Here is an 18,897-nt window from a genome sequence, read left to right on the forward strand (position 1 = left end):
AACCAACCTGTCAGAAGTATTCTACAAACATTTTCACCCCGCGTAAGCGAGGCGATCCAAACCGAAATGCTCTGGTGCGTTTCGGACTAAACGCCCTCTTCAGAGCCTGTCTCAGCAATGATTATGACAAATAAAATCACTGATGAGCCAGGTTCTGGTGTGAAAGCGTGCAAAAAGGGCATCAAATGATGCCCTTTTATTGCGCATTGCGTCAAATGTTATTCGGCAATTAGCTCATTACTTTGGCAACAACGCCCGCACCAACAGTACGGCCGCCTTCACGGATTGCGAAACGCAGACCGTCGTCCATCGCGATTGGGTGGATCAGGGTAACAACCATTTTGATGTTGTCGCCCGGCATTACCATCTCAACGCCTTCCGGCAGTTCGATGGTACCAGTCACGTCAGTAGTACGGAAGTAGAACTGCGGACGGTAGCCTTTGAAGAACGGAGTATGACGGCCGCCTTCGTCTTTGGACAGAATGTACACTTCAGATTCGAACTTGGTGTGCGGCTTGATAGAGCCCGGCTTAGCCAGTACCTGACCACGTTCGATTTCTTCACGTTTGATACCACGCAGCAGAACACCAACGTTCTCACCAGCACGGCCTTCGTCCAGCAGTTTGCGGAACATTTCAACGCCAGTACAGGTAGACTTAGCAGTCTCTTTGATACCAACGATTTCAACTTCTTCACCAACTTTGATGATACCGCGCTCTACACGACCGGTAACAACGGTACCACGACCGGAGATGGAGAATACGTCTTCGATAGGCAGCAGGAACGGCTTGTCAATCGCACGCTCTGGTTCTGGGATATAAGAATCCAGGAAGCCAGCCAGTTCGATGATTTTCGCTTCCCACTCTGCTTCGCCTTCCAGCGCTTTCAGAGCAGAACCACGAACGATCGGAGTGTCGTCGCCCGGGAAATCGTACTGAGACAGAAGTTCACGAACTTCCATTTCTACCAGTTCCAGCAGCTCTTCGTCATCAACCATGTCGCATTTGTTCAGGAACACGATGATGTACGGAACGCCTACCTGACGACCCAGCAGGATGTGCTCACGAGTCTGCGGCATCGGGCCGTCAGTCGCAGCAACAACCAGGATCGCGCCGTCCATCTGCGCAGCACCGGTGATCATGTTTTTAACATAGTCGGCGTGGCCCGGGCAGTCTACGTGTGCGTAGTGGCGAGTCGGGGTGTCATATTCAACGTGAGAAGTGTTGATGGTGATACCACGAGCTTTTTCTTCCGGCGCGTTATCGATCTGGTCGAATGCACGAGCAGCACCGCCGTAGGTTTTAGCCAGTACGGTAGTGATTGCAGCGGTCAGCGTTGTTTTACCATGGTCAACGTGGCCGATAGTACCGACGTTAACGTGCGGTTTTGTACGTTCAAATTTTTCTTTAGACATCGATTGTCCCTCTAAGACACGGATAAATCGGTGATATCACCACATCAACCAGGCCATATGCCTGAGCTGTTGAATGCTTTTAAAAGTAAACAGAGAGAAACGGGAAGGAGAAGTGAAGTGGTGCTGATACCCAGAGTCGAACTGGGGACCTCACCCTTACCAAGGGTGCGCTCTACCAACTGAGCCATATCAGCACGTCTGGAGCGGGCAGCGGGAATCGAACCCGCATCATCAGCTTGGAAGGCTGAGGTAATAGCCATTATACGATGCCCGCATCCTGAAACTCGGCTACCCAGTTCTTTCTGTAATAAAAAAGAGATTTCTCTCTTTTTTATTCGAGCTGATTAATTTTTTAACCAACTCAGGCGGCGATAACGCTGCCAGAAAGTGGTGGTGGGGGAAGGATTCGAACCTTCGAAGTCTGTGACGGCAGATTTACAGTCTGCTCCCTTTGGCCGCTCGGGAACCCCACCGGACTTGATGGTGCCGACTACCGGAATCGAACTGGTGACCTACTGATTACAAGTCAGTTGCTCTACCTACTGAGCTAAGTCGGCATCAAGTAGCGCGCATTTTATGGAGACATGCGCACTCATGCAACTAAAAAATTGCATAAAATGTTCTATCGCTCACATTTTGCGCTATACGACCGATAAATAATCTATTTCTTCTTCGAATTGAACAAATTTCCAACGTCAGCCGCGCTCCCAGAAGGCATTTTGCTCCAGCATGCCGTTATCAATAGAGAGAAAGTGCATCTTTATACATCTGGAATAGCCGTCACATTGCGTTTCAGGGGACGATTTTTTCTTATTATTCCCTCCCATCTGGTGTTACCCTCCTGCCCATTGTCCAAATTAACTGAAATGTGCGTGCCATTGCGTACCGGGGATGATTTCGTTTTTTACCGCAGACCTGATATAGCAATGACAGCCAGACCATGCGTATGAGTATAAAAGAGCAAGCGTTAACGTCGCCTTACCTACAGTTTGATCGCAACCAGTGGGCTGCGCTTCGTGATTCCGTGCCGATGACTCTGACCGAGGAAGAGATTGCTCGTCTGAAAGGCATTAACGAAGACTTATCGCTGGAAGAAGTTGCTGAGATTTATTTACCATTATCGCGTTTGCTAAATTTTTACATCAGTTCGAACCTGCGGCGTCAGGCTGTGCTGGAGCAATTTTTAGGCACCAACGGCGAGCGTATTCCTTATATTATTAGCATTGCTGGCAGCGTCGCCGTCGGCAAAAGTACGACTGCACGTGTGTTGCAAGCGTTACTGAGTCGCTGGCCCGAGCATCGTAAGGTTGAGCTGATCACTACTGACGGTTTTCTTCATCCTAACCAGGTGTTGAAAGATCGTGGGCTCATGAAGAAGAAAGGCTTTCCTCAGTCCTATGATATGCACCGTCTGGTTAAATTCGTTTCCGATCTAAAGTCTGGCGTCCCCAACGTTACGGCACCGGTCTATTCTCATCTGATTTATGATGTGATCCCTGATGGCGACAAAACCGTTGCCCAGCCCGACATATTAATCCTCGAAGGGCTCAATGTGTTACAAAGCGGGATGGACTATCCTCACGATCCACATCATGTATTTGTTTCTGACTTTGTCGACTTTTCTATTTATGTGGATGCGCCAGAAGAATTACTCCAGACGTGGTATATCAACCGCTTCCTGAAATTCCGCGAAGGGGCATTTACCAACCCAGACTCTTATTTCCATAACTATGCGAAATTGTCGGAAGACGAGGCAATCAACACGGCCACATCGCTGTGGAAAGAAATCAACTGGTTGAATTTAAAACAGAATATTTTACCAACGCGTGAGCGAGCCAGCTTAATCATGACGAAAAGCGCTAATCATGCCGTTGAGCAAGTCAGATTACGAAAATAAAAAAATAAAGGGGAGTCATAGCTCCCCTTCTTATTATTCAGCGCTTCTAAGCGATATTTCCCCACCCATCCAGGGTTTTATCACGCCATTTTGTTCGAGTAGTAATGCACCTTGCGCATCTATTCCACGAGATACGCCAAATATTTCTTTATCACCAATAATGAGTTTAACAGAGCGGTCGATAAAGTTATCCAGCACCCTCCAGCGGGACAAATACGGCGCCAGGCCCTCATGCTCAAACAGTACCAGGGCAGCGCGCAGCTCGCGGATCAGTCGGGCAGCCAGAGTATTGCGGTCAATGGTAATACCCGCCTCCTGCAGATTAATCCAGCCTTGATTAACCACATTCTCCTCAACCCGACGCATGGACATGTTTATACCCGCCCCAATAACAATCTGTGCGGCATCGCCCGTTTTTCCGGTGAGTTCAACCAGGATCCCTGCCAGTTTACGGTCGAGCAAATAGAGGTCGTTCGGCCATTTAACACGTACTTTATCCGCGCCCAGATCGCGTAAAACCTCAGCCATGACAATACCAATCACCAGGCTCAGGCCAATCGCGGCTGCCGGTCCTTGTTCCAGTCGCCAGAACATTGAAAGGTACAGATTGGCGCCAAAGGGAGAGAACCATTTACGTCCACGACGACCACGACCGGCCTGCTGATACTCAGCGACGCAGGCGTCCCCTGACTCCAGTTGACCAATTCGATCCATCAGGTACTGATTGGTTGAGTCGATAACCGGCAGGACCGTTATATTCCCGCCATCCAGCTGAGAATAAATAAGTGATGAATCTAATAGCTGGATAGGTTCAGGTAAGCTGTATCCTTTACCAGGGACAGTAAATACATCAACACCCCAGTCACGTAGCGTCTGGACATGTTTATTGATTGCCGCACGGCTCATTCCCAGCTTTTCACCGAGTTGCTCACCAGAGTGAAATTCACCATCGGATAATAATGAAATAAGCGTCAGGGGGACGGTATTATCCTTCATGCAACGATCTCCACGGCATTTACTTCACCCAGTGGGCCAATAAACCGGACTTCCGGTTCAAGCCAGACATTGAATTTCTCACCGACTTTTTGGCGTACGTGATGCGCCAGTTGCACCACATCCTGACTCGTAGCATGGCCTGCATTGATCAGCACCAGTGCCTGCTGCTGATGTACCACTGCGCCACCAATGCGCATGCCTTTTAGCTGACATTGATCGATAAGCCAGCCAGCAGCCAGTTTCACAGAGCCATCAGCCTGTGGGTATTGAGGTGCTGTCGGGAATTTCGCCAGGAGCTCCTGTGCAATATCCGCGGTGACTACCGGGTTTTTAAAGAAGCTCCCCGCATTACCGTTTACTTTTGGATCGGGCAGTTTTGTGGTGCGCATATGGCAAACAGAATCAAAAACCTGCCGAGGCGTTACCGTGGCAGGATCAAGACGCGTCAGGTCACCGTAAGTGAGAACGGGTTGCCACTGTTTAGGTAAGCGCAGACCAACAGCTACAATCGCGAAACGATACTGGTACTCATGTTTGAAGATACTGTCACGGTAACCAAATCGGCATTCTGCGGCGCTGACGCGCAGATGTTTGCCGGTCGAAAGCTCTACGCAGTCCACATATTCGCAGACGCGCCGCAGTTCTACGCCATAGGCACCAATATTCTGGATTGGCGATGAACCCACGCAGCCGGGGATCAGCGCCAGATTTTCCAGCCCGGGCATGCTTTGCTGCAGCGTATGCTCTACCAGATGATGCCAGTTTTCACCCGCGCCTACGTGCAAATGCCACGCATCAGGTTGTTCTGTAATCGCTATTCCCTTGATACGGTTGACGATCACCGTTCCATGGAAGGCATCAAGAAACAGGACGTTACTCCCTTCGCCCAGGATTAGCACTGGATGATGTGATGCATTGGCTGATTGCCAGGCATTTAGTAGTTGTTGCTCATTTTCAGCACAGACAAGCACATTAGCTTGTTGATCGATACCGAAGGTGTTCCAGGCTTTAAGGGAGTGATTCATAGACGCTTTCCTGATGCAAAATCGCGCTTAGTTTACCGTATATGCTGCAGGATGGCTTGTGTTATGGAAGCTTAGGATGTTGCTTTGCAACCGATGAGGCTGCAATCACAGGCAGAATAAGGTTTACAGGCACCGTATCCGGTAATAACAGACGCTGGCCGGATAAGGCGGAAGGCCACATCCGGCAGTTTTCACTCCCTGCAGACGCAAAAAAGCCCATCCGGCAGGATGGGCTTCTTCACTTATTTAATGCCTGGCAGTTCCCTACTCTCGCATGGGGAGACCCCACACTACCATCGGCGCTACGGCGTTTCACTTCTGAGTTCGGCATGGGGTCAGGTGGGACCACCGCGCTACAGCCGCCAGGCAAATTCTGTTTATCAACACACCTCTCGGGCCTGTCGATGTAATCTGTAATCAAGCTGAATTTCGATGTCTCTTTCGCCAAAACATCTTCGGCGTTGTAAGGTTAAGCCTCACGGTTCATTAGTATCGGTTAGCTCAACGTATCGCTACGCTTACACACCCGACCTATCAACGTCGTCGTCTTCAACGTTCCTTCAGGACCCTTAAAGGGTCAGGGAGAACTCATCTCGGGGCAAGTTTCGTGCTTAGATGCTTTCAGCACTTATCTCTTCCGCATTTAGCTACCGGGCAATGCCATTGGCATGACAACCCGAACACCAGTGATGCGTCCACTCCGGTCCTCTCGTACTAGGAGCAGCCCCCCTCAATTCTCCAGCGCCCACGGCAGATAGGGACCGAACTGTCTCACGACGTTCTAAACCCAGCTCGCGTACCACTTTAAATGGCGAACAGCCATACCCTTGGGACCTACTTCAGCCCCAGGATGTGATGAGCCGACATCGAGGTGCCAAACACCGCCGTCGATATGAACTCTTGGGCGGTATCAGCCTGTTATCCCCGGAGTACCTTTTATCCGTTGAGCGATGGCCCTTCCATTCAGAACCACCGGATCACTAAGACCTGCTTTCGCACCTGCTCGAGCCGTCACTCTCGCAGTCAAGCTAGCTTATGCCTTTGCACTAACCTCCTGATGTCCGACCAGGATTAGCTAACCTTCGTGCTCCTCCGTTACTCTTTAGGAGGAGACCGCCCCAGTCAAACTACCCACCAGACACTGTCCGCAACCCGGATTACGGGTCTACGTTAGAACACCAGCCATTAAAGGGTGGTATTTCAAGGTTGGCTCCATGCAGACTGGCGTCCACACTTCAAAGCCTCCCACCTATCCTACACATCAAGGACCAGTGTTCAGTGTCAAGCTATAGTAAAGGTTCACGGGGTCTTTCCGTCTTGCCGCGGGTACACTGCATCTTCACAGCGAGTTCAATTTCACTGAGTCTCGGGTGGAGACAGCCTGGCCATCATTACGCCATTCGTGCAGGTCGGAACTTACCCGACAAGGAATTTCGCTACCTTAGGACCGTTATAGTTACGGCCGCCGTTTACCGGGGCTTCGATCAAGAGCTTCTCCTTACGGATAACCCCATCAATTAACCTTCCGGCACCGGGCAGGCGTCACACCGTATACGTCCACTTTCGTGTTTGCACAGTGCTGTGTTTTTAATAAACAGTTGCAGCCAGCTGGTATCTTCGACTGATTTCAGCTCCATGAGTAAATCACTTCACCTACATATCAGCGTGCCTTCTCCCGAAGTTACGGCACCATTTTGCCTAGTTCCTTCACCCGAGTTCTCTCAAGCGCCTTGGTATTCTCTACCTGACCACCTGTGTCGGTTTGGGGTACGATTTTGTGTTACCTGATGCTTAGAGGCTTTTCCTGGAAGCAGGGCATTTGTTACTTCAGCACCGTAGTGCCTCGTCATCACACCTCAGCGTTAACAAGACTCCGGATTTACCTGGAATCTCCGCCTACATGCTTAAACCGGGACAACCGTCGCCCGGCTAACATAGCCTTCTCCGTCCCCCCTTCGCAGTAACACCAAGTACAGGAATATTAACCTGTTTCCCATCGACTACGCCTTTCGGCCTCGCCTTAGGGGTCGACTCACCCTGCCCCGATTAACGTTGGACAGGAACCCTTGGTCTTCCGGCGTGCGGGTTTTTCACCCGCATTATCGTTACTTATGTCAGCATTCGCACTTCTGATACCTCCAGCATGCCTCACAGCACACCTTCAACGGCTTACAGAACGCTCCCCTACCCAACAACACATAGTGTCGCTGCCGCAGCTTCGGTGCATGGTTTAGCCCCGTTACATCTTCCGCGCAGGCCGACTCGACCAGTGAGCTATTACGCTTTCTTTAAATGATGGCTGCTTCTAAGCCAACATCCTGGCTGTCTGTGCCTTCCCACATCGTTTCCCACTTAACCATGACTTTGGGACCTTAGCTGGCGGTCTGGGTTGTTTCCCTCTTCACGACGGACGTTAGCACCCGCCGTGTGTCTCCCGTGATAACATTCTTCGGTATTCGCAGTTTGCATCGGGTTGGTAAGTCGGGATGACCCCCTAGCCGAAACAGTGCTCTACCCCCGAAGATGAGTTCACGAGGCGCTACCTAAATAGCTTTCGGGGAGAACCAGCTATCTCCCGGTTTGATTGGCCTTTCACCCCCAGCCACAAGTCATCCGCTAATTTTTCAACATTAGTCGGTTCGGTCCTCCAGTTAGTGTTACCCAACCTTCAACCTGCCCATGGCTAGATCACCGGGTTTCGGGTCTATACCCTGCAACTTAACGCCCAGTTAAGACTCGGTTTCCCTTCGGCTCCCCTATTCGGTTAACCTTGCTACAGAATATAAGTCGCTGACCCATTATACAAAAGGTACGCAGTCACCCCATAAAGAGGCTCCCACTGCTTGTACGTACACGGTTTCAGGTTCTTTTTCACTCCCCTCGCCGGGGTTCTTTTCGCCTTTCCCTCACGGTACTGGTTCACTATCGGTCAGTCAGGAGTATTTAGCCTTGGAGGATGGTCCCCCCATATTCAGACAGGATACCACGTGTCCCGCCCTACTCTTCGAGTTCACAACACATGCACTTTTGTGTACGGGACTATCACCCTGTACCGTCGGACTTTCCAGACCGTTCCACTACCACACATGCTGATTCAGACTCTGGGCTGCTCCCCGTTCGCTCGCCGCTACTGGGGGAATCTCGGTTGATTTCTTTTCCTCGGGGTACTTAGATGTTTCAGTTCCCCCGGTTCGCTTCATTACGCTATGTATTCACGTAATGATAGTGTGACGAATCACACTGGGTTTCCCCATTCGGAAATCGCCGGTTATAACGGTTCATATCACCTTACCGACGCTTATCGCAGATTAGCACGTCCTTCATCGCCTCTGACTGCCAGGGCATCCACCGTGTACGCTTAGTCGCTTAACCTCACAACCCGAAGATGTTTCGTAAAACACTTCAGTGTTGCGAAAATTTGAGAGACTCGAACACACCGCTTTTCATTTCTTGTTTACGGAGAAATGAAACAGTGTGTCGTTTCAATTTTCAGCTTGATCCAGATTTTTAAAGAGCAAAACTTCGCAGTGAACCTTTTCAGGTACACTCTGAAGTTTTCTTGTGTTTTTGCAGTAAGGAATGGTGGAGCTATGCGGGATCGAACCGCAGACCTCCTGCGTGCAAGGCAGGCGCTCTCCCAGCTGAGCTATAGCCCCATCGTAGTTAAATCTCGTTTAACCTTAATTTCTGTTGAGGCAAGGCGTGGTGACGCGAAGCATACTGAAGTATGTGAGCGTCGCCGCAACGCAGCATCAGCAGAAATTTGGTAGGCCTGAGTGGACTTGAACCACCGACCTCACCCTTATCAGGGGTGCGCTCTAACCACCTGAGCTACAAGCCTGCAGAGATTTTCTTACTGCTAATTTTCATCAGACAATCTGTGTGAGCACTACAAAGAACGTTTCTTTAAGGTAAGGAGGTGATCCAACCGCAGGTTCCCCTACGGTTACCTTGTTACGACTTCACCCCAGTCATGAATCACAAAGTGGTAAGCGCCCTCCCGAAGGTTAAGCTACCTACTTCTTTTGCAACCCACTCCCATGGTGTGACGGGCGGTGTGTACAAGGCCCGGGAACGTATTCACCGTGGCATTCTGATCCACGATTACTAGCGATTCCGACTTCATGGAGTCGAGTTGCAGACTCCAATCCGGACTACGACATACTTTATGAGGTCCGCTTGCTCTCGCGAGGTCGCTTCTCTTTGTATATGCCATTGTAGCACGTGTGTAGCCCTACTCGTAAGGGCCATGATGACTTGACGTCATCCCCACCTTCCTCCAGTTTATCACTGGCAGTCTCCTTTGAGTTCCCGGCCGGACCGCTGGCAACAAAGGATAAGGGTTGCGCTCGTTGCGGGACTTAACCCAACATTTCACAACACGAGCTGACGACAGCCATGCAGCACCTGTCTCAGAGTTCCCGAAGGCACCAAAGCATCTCTGCTAAGTTCTCTGGATGTCAAGAGTAGGTAAGGTTCTTCGCGTTGCATCGAATTAAACCACATGCTCCACCGCTTGTGCGGGCCCCCGTCAATTCATTTGAGTTTTAACCTTGCGGCCGTACTCCCCAGGCGGTCGACTTAACGCGTTAGCTCCGGAAGCCACGCCTCAAGGGCACAACCTCCAAGTCGACATCGTTTACGGCGTGGACTACCAGGGTATCTAATCCTGTTTGCTCCCCACGCTTTCGCACCTGAGCGTCAGTCTTTGTCCAGGGGGCCGCCTTCGCCACCGGTATTCCTCCAGATCTCTACGCATTTCACCGCTACACCTGGAATTCTACCCCCCTCTACAAGACTCTAGCCTGCCAGTTTCGGATGCAGTTCCCAGGTTGAGCCCGGGGATTTCACATCCGACTTGACAGACCGCCTGCGTGCGCTTTACGCCCAGTAATTCCGATTAACGCTTGCACCCTCCGTATTACCGCGGCTGCTGGCACGGAGTTAGCCGGTGCTTCTTCTGCGAGTAACGTCAATCACTGCGGTTATTAACCACAATGCCTTCCTCCTCGCTGAAAGTACTTTACAACCCGAAGGCCTTCTTCATACACGCGGCATGGCTGCATCAGGCTTGCGCCCATTGTGCAATATTCCCCACTGCTGCCTCCCGTAGGAGTCTGGACCGTGTCTCAGTTCCAGTGTGGCTGGTCATCCTCTCAGACCAGCTAGGGATCGTCGCCTAGGTGAGCCGTTACCCCACCTACTAGCTAATCCCATCTGGGCACATCCGATGGCAAGAGGCCCGAAGGTCCCCCTCTTTGGTCTTGCGACGTTATGCGGTATTAGCTACCGTTTCCAGTAGTTATCCCCCTCCATCGGGCAGTTTCCCAGACATTACTCACCCGTCCGCCACTCGTCACCCAAGGAGCAAGCTCCTCTGTGCTACCGTTCGACTTGCATGTGTTAGGCCTGCCGCCAGCGTTCAATCTGAGCCATGATCAAACTCTTCAATTTAAGTTTGATGCTCGTGAATTAAACTTCGTAATGAATTACGTGTTCACTCAGAGACTTGGTATTCATTTTTCGTCTTGCGACGTTAAGAATCCGTATCTTCGAGTGCCCACACAGATTGTCTGATAAATTGTTAAAGAGCAGTGCCGCTTCGCTTTTTCTCAGCGGCGCGGGGTGTGCATATTACGCCATCCCGCTGCAGAGTCAAGCGTTTATTTTCGCTTTTCTCCGCTGACCCGGCAGCTTGTAATCCGTTGTTCCGTGTCAGTGGAGGCGCATTATAGGGAGTTATTTCAGGCTGACAAGGGGAAATTTAAAATAATCTTCCGAGTGCTCATTTTTCCACCAAAACAGCCTAAACAGCCAGTTTTTCGAGCGTCTTAAAGCCATAACGCTGCAGCACGGGCAATAATTGTTCGGCTTCTGCCGTCATTGCCATGCAGAATGCGACATTCTCATCAGTTGATTTCGCGTCTGGCGCTTCATGTTCTAATAACCAGGCCGTACGACGCGCAATCGCGGCACCAGAATCCACCAGCCGCGTCCCCTCGGGCAGGACCTGTAAAAGTTCTTCCCGTAATAGAGGGAAATGGGTGCATCCGAGCACCACCGTGTCAGGTGGTTCCGACATCCGCAGCCAAGGGCGCAGGACACGACGCAGTTCTTCCAGAGAAACGGTTTCACCGTGCAGCTTCGCTTCCGCCAGTTCCACCAGCTCAGCGGAACCCAGCATCGCTATCTGACATTCGTTAGCAAACCGTGCAATCAACTCATGGGTATATGAACGCTTCACCGTTGCACGCGTAGCCAGCAGTCCCACCACACCATTCGCCGTGAGTCGCGCCGCCGGTTTAATAGCAGGCACCACGCCCACAACCGGAAAGGCAAATTTCTCACGTAATGCAGGGAGCGATACCGTACTTGCTGTATTACACGCGATGACCGCAAGAGAGAGGGGATAGCGCTGCTGGACCGCAGTCACAATCTCAACAACACGTTCGACGATAAACTCCTCGCTCTTCTCTCCATAAGGAAAGGCGACGTTGTCGAAAGCGTATATATAGTGGAGATCCGGCAGAAGACGCCGGATCTCGTCATAGACCGACAACCCACCGACGCCGGAATCAAACACCAGCACGGTGGGACGCGGATCAGAAAGTGTAGCTGCCAGACAAGGTGTATTCCCGTCCTGCAGTTGCGTAGCCATAAACTGTCTCGTAATCTTTATCGAACAGGTTGGCGATTTTACCACGAACTGTCAGCTGTGAGGTGATTGGATATGACACGCCAAGATCCCACAGGCTAACCCCACCCATTTTTACCGGCTGGTAGGTTACGTAGTCAGTGTCATAACGAGTTCCCAGGTAATGATACGTCAGGCCCCAGTCAAAATCATAAACCTGCCAGTCGAGCTGGTACTTCACCTGGTTTTTAGAACGGCGTGCGAGCGGCTTGTCCGTAATCGCATTGCGCGAATCGACATAATCGTAGCTCAGCGTATGTGCCAACGGCCCGGTATCAAAGTTTGCGGTCGCTTCCACACCTTTAATACGAACTTTACCTTCGTTAAAGTATTTCTCGGTATGCGGGTCGTAATCGATCATGTCATCGATATCATTACGATATCCGGATACACGCCAGTTCACGCCCGCCGTTAAGCCTTCAAACGCCCCTTCCCATTGCTTACTTTGTTCAGGATCCAGGTTCGAATTGCCGTAATAACCATGCAACTGTCCGAGATTAGGCGCTTTGTAAGATGTACCGTAGGACGCAATAAAGCGATAGCCTTCAATAAACTCCCATCCGGCGCTGGTTTGCCATGTGCCATGACGGCCAAACTCGGAGTTATCATCACTGCGCGCCGCACCTTCAAAGGTAAAGTCGCCCAGTTGCTGCAACCCGGTCAGGTAGAGACCCGTATTACGCTGATCGTAACCGTCCGTGACATACCCGGTGCCAGGCGTCGTGGTTTGCTTTTGCCAGTCAACGCCTGCGCCTACATTACCGTGACCAAGCACCATACTGTTGGACCACTGAACATTATATTGCTTCATATCATCCAGTGTGGCCGAGGAGTCATAGCGGCCATAATCCGGATCATAGTTGTAATCTTTACTATGGCTATAGCTGGAAACCAGTTGTGACTGGATAAGCTCGCCATTAAAGCGCAGCCCAGCATCCCAGCTTTGGCTATAGAGCTGACGGGTATCCACTAACGGCGTCCCAGGATAATAATACGCGTCATAATCTGTTCGGTTATCATAGCCGTAGCCGCGAACAAACCCGCTCCATGTATCGGAAAAGTTATGTTCCAGCGCGCCATACAGCGTCTTACTTAAGAAACCGTCTTTGTCGGGCTGAGCCTGAGAGCCAGTGCTACCGTATGCGACAACATCAAAACCTTTGGTATAGGCATAATCGCCCATTAATGTGACGCGCGTATTTTCGCCAAGCTGTTGTTGGGTTGAGACATCATAATTCTGATACCCATTGCTCCCCACACCGGCAGTGAGTTCCGTCCCCGGCTTTTCACGCGTGGTAATGATATTCACCACACCGCCAATCGCATCAGAACCATAAACCGCCGAACGCGGCCCACGAATGTATTCGATACGTTGCACTAACGAGACTGGGAACTGGCTAAGATCGGCTGCGCCGCTAACCCCTGCCAGGTTCAGACGCACGCCGTCAATCAACACCAGCACATGGCTGGCGTTGGTACCGCGAATAGAAATAGACGAATTTTGTCCCATACCACCGTATTGGGCGATATCCACGCCCGGCAGGCGACGAAGCACATCATTGACGGAAGTGGATTGCCAGCGATCGATATCCTGACGCGTAACAACGGTGATAGGGGCAAGCACAGCGCTACGAGGCTGCTGAAAACGGTTGGCAGTGACGACGAGAGTATCTGGGCTAGTGTCCTGCGCCCAACCCGAAAATGCTGTGACGGACAGCGCCGTGCACAGCAACGATTTTTTAATCATTGTAAAGCATCCACAATATAAGAAGGATGCCGCAGGTCCCACCGATAGTACGCGATGATGAAAACCAGATGCGACGTTAGCCGGCAGGTCTTCGGGCTTGGAGGCAACTTAAAGAGATGATGACTTCCCACGGCAAGCCGCAGTGTCTGCACCAGGTGCGATCATCTCCTACCTTCCTTACCGCTGCGCGTCAGCTCCAGATTCACACTGGATTCCCTTTTAACTCACAGGACCGGAAAACGGATGCTACAGTTTGTTACAACCTGGTGTCCAGACCGTGCATCACAATATCGGAAATCATCAATGACTGGACATCTGTTGAGCAATCCCTACAATCCCCGCGTACTTTTATTTTTCAGGACGCATCATGACCCCCGAACACCTTCCGACAGAACAGTACGACGCCCAGTTAGCTGAAAAAGTAGTGCGTCTGCAGAGCTTAATGACGCCATTTTATGCACAGGCTCCGGAAGTGTTTCGCTCGCCGGTCAGCCACTACCGTATGCGCGCGGAATTTCGTCTGTGGCATGACGGGGATGATCTGTACCACATCATGTTCGACAGCCAGACCAAAAGCCGTATCCGCGTCGACAGTTTCCCGGCGGCCAGCGAGCTTATCAACACGCTGATGACGGCAATGATCGACGGCGTTCGCAACAACCACGTCCTGCGCCACAAACTGTTCCAGATTGATTACCTCACTACCCTGAGCGATCAGGCGGTGGTATCGATGCTGTACCATAAAAAGCTGGATGATGAATGGCGTCAGGAAGCTGAAGCGCTGCGGGATGCGTTACGGGCGCAAAACCTGAACGTGCATCTGATTGGCCGGGCAACCAAAACCAAAATCGAGCTGGACCAGGATTACATTGACGAACGCTTGCCGGTTGCGGGTAAAGAGATTATCTACCGCCAGGTTGAGAACAGCTTCACCCAGCCGAATGCCGCCATGAATATTCAGATGCTGGAATGGGCGATTGATGTCACCAGGGGATCAAAAGGCGACCTGCTTGAGCTGTACTGCGGCAATGGCAATTTCTCGTTAGCCCTCGCACAAAACTTCAACCGCGTGCTGGCCACTGAAATCGCTAAGCCGTCCGTGGCTGCTGCGCAATACAACATAGCGGCTAACCATATTGATAACGTACAAATTATCCGCATGGCGGCCGAAGAGTTTACTCAGGCGATGAACGGGGTTCGTGAGTTCAACCGTTTGCAGGGAATCGATCTGAAGAGTTACCAGTGTGAAACCATTTTCGTTGACCCACCGCGCAGCGGTCTGGACAGCGAAACAGAGAAAATGGTGCAGGCGTACCCGCGAATTCTGTACATCTCCTGTAACCCGGAGACATTGTGTAAGAACCTGGAAACGTTAAGCCAGACGCACAATGTTTCACGCCTGGCTCTGTTCGATCAGTTCCCGTATACGCACCATATGGAGTGCGGAGTATTACTGACCGCCAAGTAAATGATGTCCTGGCCGGGGGCGCTTCGCTTGCCCGGCCTACAAATATTACTCCACGATTTCCTGTCTACGGTTACGCACTTTAAAGCCGATCCAGAACACCAGAATCACTGACAGAACCGCCGGGAAGAAGTTAGAGCCAATATCCGGATATTCAGCGCGTACCACAGTGCTGTACAACAGAACGCCGAGAATAAAACAGGCGGCGGCCAGGCCCGGTAACCCCACAGGCATGGTGCGGTTTTGATAGCGTTGATGCAGACAATAAACCGTCAGCACCAGCGAAATAATTGGGAATACTGAGAATGGCACAATGGAGCTAAACAGCGCCGCAAATGTGCCATTGATCGATAAGCCAGCAACCAGCGCCAGCAGCAGCGTACCTTTATCTTGACCTGACTGTTTCATTGCTCGTCCTTCTCGTTACTCGGAGTGATGCGTCATCTTCTCTTGTTCACGGCGGTACCAATAAAATGCGCCCTTCGCGATCATGCGCAGTTGCAATACCAGCCGTTCTTCCAGTTGTCGACGCTGCTCGGCGCCAACATCCAGTGCTTCTGCCCCGGCGCTGAACACAATGGTGACCATGGCTTCGGCCTGCGCTTCAGTAAACGCACGAGGCATATGGTTTTCGAGTTCGAGATAGTCCGCAAGTTCCGCAATGAAGTGCTGAATTTCACGAGCGACCGCTGCGCGAAACGCTGCGGAGGTTCCCGAACGCTCGCGCAATAATAAACGGAAGGCGTTGGGATTGTTGCCGATGAACTCCATAAATGTTGAGACCGAGGTGCGGATCACACTCCCGCCCTTCGCGATACGCTGACGCGCCTGACGCATCAACTGACGCAGCATCAAACCACTCTCATCCACCATCGTCAGGCCGAGTTCATCCACATCGCGGAAATGGCGATAAAACGAGGTTGGCGCAATGCCCGCTTCACGAGCGACTTCGCGTAAACTGAGGCTGGCAAAACTACGCTCAGCGCTGAGTTGACTAAATGCGGCTTCTACCAGCGAACGCCGGGTTTTTTCTTTTTGTTGCGCTCTAACGCCCATCACGATGTCTGAATCCTTCCACATACCTTGCTGGCACTATACCAGAGATTAGGCGGTTGGCATGGCTTTGTGAATGATTGTTTACGCGCAGTTTGTGCTTCGAGTTCGCAAAAAAGCACAACGATAATTGGGTTATCCCGACAACGATGTTACTATTCTGTTGCTTTTATGTATAAGAACAGGTAAGCCTGACCATGTCACATTCCTACGATTACGATGCAATAGTAATAGGTTCCGGTCCCGGCGGCGAAGGCGCTGCAATGGGTCTGGTTAAGCAAGGAGCGCGCGTCGCGGTGATTGAGCGCTATCATAACGTCGGCGGAGGCTGTACCCACTGGGGGACCATCCCGTCGAAAGCCCTCCGCCACGCCGTCAGCCGTATTATTGAATTCAATCAGAACCCACTTTACAGCGACCACTCCCGACTCCTTCGTTCTTCTTTCGCCGATATTCTCAACCACGCTGATAACGTTATTAATCAGCAAACGCGTATGCGGCAAGGATTTTACGAGCGCAACCACTGTGAAATTTTGCAGGGAAATGCCCGTTTTGTTGATGAACACACACTCGCCCTTGAATGCCACGACGGCACGGTGGAAACGCTGACCGCGGATAAGTTCATCATCGCCTGTGGTTCACGCCCCTATCATCCGGTGGATGTCGACTTTTCCCATCCCCGGGTTTATGACAGCGACTCTATCCTGAGCCTGCACCATGAACCCCGCCATGTTTTGATTTATGGCGCGGGAGTAATTGGCTGCGAATATGCGTCGATCTTCCGTGGAATGGACGTCAAAGTCGATTTAATCAACACCCGCGATCGTCTGCTTGCGTTCCTCGATCAAGAGATGTCCGACTCGCTCTCTTACCACTTCTGGAACAGCGGTGTGGTCATTCGCCACAACGAAGAGTACGAGAAGATTGAAGGTTGCGATGACGGCGTCATCATGCATCTGAAATCCGGTAAGAAACTGAAAGCCGACTGCCTGTTGTACGCCAATGGCCGTACCGGTAATACCGATTCGCTGGCGCTGGAAAATATTGGGCTGAAAACCGACAGCCGCGGGCAGTTGAAGGTCAACAGCATGTACCAGACGGCGCTGCCGCACGTGTATGCCGTAGGAGATGTGATCGGCTATCCGAGTCTGGCATCGGCGGCCTACGATCAGGGACGCATTGCCGCCCAGGCATTGGTAAAAGGCGAAGCTACCGCGCATCTGATCGAAGATATCCCGACCGGGATTTATACCATTCCGGAAATCAGCTCCGTCGGGAAAACCGAGCAGCAGCTCACGGCCATGAAAGTTCCATACGAGGTTGGCCGCGCCCAGTTTAAACATCTGGCACGTGCGCAAATCGTGGGTATGAGTGTCGGAACGCTGAAGATCCTGTTCCATCGCGAAACGAAAGAGATTCTGGGGATCCACTGCTTTGGGGAACGCGCGGCCGAAATTATTCACATCGGTCAGGCGATAATGGAGCAAAAAGGTGGTGGTAACACCATCGAATACTTCGTTAACACCACCTTTAACTACCCAACCATGGCGGAAGCCTATCGGGTAGCAGCGCTAAATGGCTTAAACCGCCTGTTTTAACGCACTGTCGAAATGGCCATCCATTGACCCACGGATGGCCTCTGCCAGCTGTTCATAACGGCTGCGCAGCGGCGAACCTGGACGATACACCAGGCCAATCGTACGGCGCGGTTCAGGCTTGATGCAGGGCAGATAGACAACGCCATCACGCTTACGCTCCGGCGGCACGGCCAGCGCAGGCAGTAAGGTAATACCGCTGCCTGCCGCCACCATGTTACGCAGCGTTTCCAGACTGGTCGCCCGGAAATGGGTATCCTCATCAGCACCCGCTTCAAAGCAGAAGCCCATCGCCTGATCGCGCAGGCAGTGGCCATCCTCTAGCATCAGCAGTTTCTCACCCGCCAGATCGGACATCGGCACACAGTCGCGGTTTGCCCATGGGTGATCTTCATAGATCGCCAGCAGCATAGGCTCATCAAATAACGGTACTTCGATGAACGCCTCACTCTCTTTCACCAGCGCCAGAATGACGCAGTCGAGCTTACCGCTATCCAGTTGCGCCAACAGCTGATGCGTCTGCGCCTCATGGAGATACATTTCCAGTTTTGGGAAGGTCTGGTGCAACATAGGAATAATATGCGGCAGCAGGTATGGGCCTACCGTTGGGATCAAACCAATATGCAGCGGTCCAGACATTGTCTCGCCTTGTTGGCTTGCCATCTCCTTGAGCACTTTGACCTCGCGCAGCACGGTGCGCGCCTGATCCACCAGCAGTAAACCTGCCTGAGTGAACAGCACTTTGCGACTCGTACGCTCCAGCAGCATGACGCCAAGCTCATCTTCCAGCTTGCGGATCTGTCCGCTCAGCGTTGGCTGACTAACGTGACAGGAGTCTGCCGCTCGTCGGAAGTGACGATGTTCGGCTAGCGCCACCAGGTATTCAAGATCACGAATATTCATTATTCATCCTCCATCGCCACGATAGTTCGTAGCGATAGGTAGAATAGCAACGAACGATTATCCCTATCAAGCTTTCTGTTTAATAATGCACCACAGAAACGGAACGGT

Annotated in this window: 11 protein-coding genes, 6 tRNA genes, 3 rRNA genes, 1 pseudogene and 1 riboswitch; of the genes and pseudogenes, 4 read left to right on the forward strand and 17 right to left on the reverse strand. The window is 51.6% G+C overall.

What is annotated here, in order from left to right; genetic code table 11:
* Positions 1–229: 229 nt before the first annotated feature.
* The 5 genes from tuf to HVZ52_RS21560 form a co-directional block, all read right to left on the reverse strand.
* Positions 230–1,414 (reverse strand): elongation factor Tu, encoded by a 1,185-nt coding sequence (tuf, locus tag HVZ52_RS21540; RefSeq protein WP_003031109.1) that lies wholly within the window; start codon positions 1,412–1,414, stop codon positions 230–232.
* A 118-nt stretch (positions 1,415–1,532) separates the two neighbouring features.
* Positions 1,533–1,608 (reverse strand) — tRNA-Thr (locus HVZ52_RS21545).
* Between the two features lie 5 nt (positions 1,609–1,613).
* Positions 1,614–1,688, reverse strand: a tRNA-Gly gene (locus HVZ52_RS21550).
* A gap of 114 nt (positions 1,689–1,802) precedes the next feature.
* A tRNA-Tyr gene (locus HVZ52_RS21555) sits at positions 1,803–1,887 on the reverse strand.
* 8 nt (positions 1,888–1,895) lie between these two features.
* Positions 1,896–1,971 (reverse strand) — tRNA-Thr (locus HVZ52_RS21560).
* Positions 1,972–1,990: 19 nt separating this feature from the next.
* On the opposite strand from HVZ52_RS21560, the pseudogene HVZ52_RS23105 reads away from it, so the two are divergent.
* Both HVZ52_RS23105 and coaA read left to right on the forward strand, forming a co-directional pair.
* Positions 1,991–2,059 (forward strand): annotated as a pseudogene (locus HVZ52_RS23105) (hypothetical protein); the annotation flags it as partial.
* 301 nt (positions 2,060–2,360) lie between these two features.
* Positions 2,361–3,311, forward strand: a complete 951-nt coding sequence (coaA, locus tag HVZ52_RS21565) for a type I pantothenate kinase (RefSeq protein ID WP_003031107.1) — start codon at positions 2,361–2,363, stop codon at positions 3,309–3,311.
* Positions 3,312–3,344: 33 nt separating this feature from the next.
* Here the strand turns inward: coaA and birA are convergent, their stop codons facing one another.
* From birA to btuB, 9 genes are all read right to left on the reverse strand, one after another.
* Positions 3,345–4,307 carry a bifunctional biotin--[acetyl-CoA-carboxylase] ligase/biotin operon repressor BirA gene (gene birA / locus HVZ52_RS21570; protein WP_181598679.1) on the reverse strand — a complete coding sequence of 321 codons (963 nt, stop codon included), beginning with the start codon at positions 4,305–4,307 and terminating at the stop codon, positions 3,345–3,347.
* Positions 4,304–5,332 (reverse strand): UDP-N-acetylmuramate dehydrogenase, encoded by a 1,029-nt coding sequence (murB, locus tag HVZ52_RS21575; protein WP_181598680.1) that lies wholly within the window; start codon positions 5,330–5,332, stop codon positions 4,304–4,306. The genes birA and murB overlap by 4 nt, the downstream gene beginning before the upstream one ends.
* A 251-nt stretch (positions 5,333–5,583) precedes the next feature.
* Positions 5,584–5,699: ribosomal RNA gene (rrf, locus tag HVZ52_RS21580) — 5S ribosomal RNA — on the reverse strand.
* 98 nt (positions 5,700–5,797) lie between these two features.
* Positions 5,798–8,704 (reverse strand): 23S ribosomal RNA (locus HVZ52_RS21585).
* A gap of 208 nt (positions 8,705–8,912) precedes the next feature.
* A tRNA-Ala gene (locus tag HVZ52_RS21590) sits at positions 8,913–8,988 on the reverse strand.
* A gap of 108 nt (positions 8,989–9,096) precedes the next feature.
* Positions 9,097–9,173, reverse strand: a tRNA-Ile gene (locus tag HVZ52_RS21595).
* 71 nt (positions 9,174–9,244) lie between these two features.
* A 16S ribosomal RNA gene (locus tag HVZ52_RS21600) occupies positions 9,245–10,786 on the reverse strand.
* Together the 16S, 23S and 5S rRNA genes with 2 tRNA genes alongside form the textbook arrangement of a ribosomal RNA operon.
* Positions 10,787–11,138: 352 nt before the next feature.
* Positions 11,139–11,990, reverse strand: a complete 852-nt coding sequence (gene murI / locus HVZ52_RS21605) for a glutamate racemase (RefSeq protein WP_016157938.1) — start codon at positions 11,988–11,990, stop codon at positions 11,139–11,141.
* Positions 11,935–13,773 (reverse strand): TonB-dependent vitamin B12 receptor BtuB, encoded by a 1,839-nt coding sequence (gene btuB / locus HVZ52_RS21610; RefSeq protein WP_047497611.1) that lies wholly within the window; start codon positions 13,771–13,773, stop codon positions 11,935–11,937. The genes murI and btuB overlap by 56 nt, the downstream gene beginning before the upstream one ends.
* Before the next feature lie 64 nt (positions 13,774–13,837).
* A riboswitch (cobalamin riboswitch) is annotated at positions 13,838–14,025 on the reverse strand.
* Between the two features lie 115 nt (positions 14,026–14,140).
* On the opposite strand from btuB, the gene trmA reads away from it, so the two are divergent.
* On the forward strand, positions 14,141–15,241 hold the full coding sequence (trmA, locus tag HVZ52_RS21615; protein ID WP_019077891.1) for a tRNA (uridine(54)-C5)-methyltransferase TrmA: 1,101 nt from the start codon (positions 14,141–14,143) through the stop codon (positions 15,239–15,241).
* A gap of 45 nt (positions 15,242–15,286) precedes the next feature.
* On the opposite strand, the gene HVZ52_RS21620 is transcribed toward trmA, so the two are convergent.
* Positions 15,287–15,646 carry a YijD family membrane protein gene (locus tag HVZ52_RS21620; protein WP_016155292.1) on the reverse strand — a complete coding sequence of 120 codons (360 nt, stop codon included), beginning with the start codon at positions 15,644–15,646 and terminating at the stop codon, positions 15,287–15,289.
* A 15-nt stretch (positions 15,647–15,661) separates the two neighbouring features.
* A complete protein-coding gene (fabR, locus tag HVZ52_RS21625; RefSeq protein WP_003028862.1) occupies positions 15,662–16,297 on the reverse strand; it encodes an HTH-type transcriptional repressor FabR in 636 nt (211 codons plus the stop codon).
* Positions 16,298–16,488: 191 nt separating this feature from the next.
* Between fabR and sthA the strand changes: the two genes are divergently transcribed.
* Positions 16,489–17,889, forward strand: coding sequence for a Si-specific NAD(P)(+) transhydrogenase (sthA, locus tag HVZ52_RS21630; RefSeq protein WP_016155291.1), 1,401 nt, complete (start codon positions 16,489–16,491; stop codon positions 17,887–17,889).
* On the opposite strand, the gene oxyR is transcribed toward sthA, so the two are convergent.
* The gene (oxyR, locus tag HVZ52_RS21635; protein ID WP_003028858.1) at positions 17,872–18,789 is read right to left on the reverse strand and encodes a DNA-binding transcriptional regulator OxyR; all 918 of its coding nucleotides are present in this window, start codon (positions 18,787–18,789) and stop codon (positions 17,872–17,874) included. The genes sthA and oxyR overlap by 18 nt on opposite strands.
* Between the last annotated feature and the right edge of the window lie 108 nt (positions 18,790–18,897).

The sequence above is a fragment of the Citrobacter sp. RHB36-C18 genome, from assembly GCF_013814485.1.
Taxonomy (GTDB): domain Bacteria; phylum Pseudomonadota; class Gammaproteobacteria; order Enterobacterales; family Enterobacteriaceae; genus Citrobacter; species Citrobacter braakii.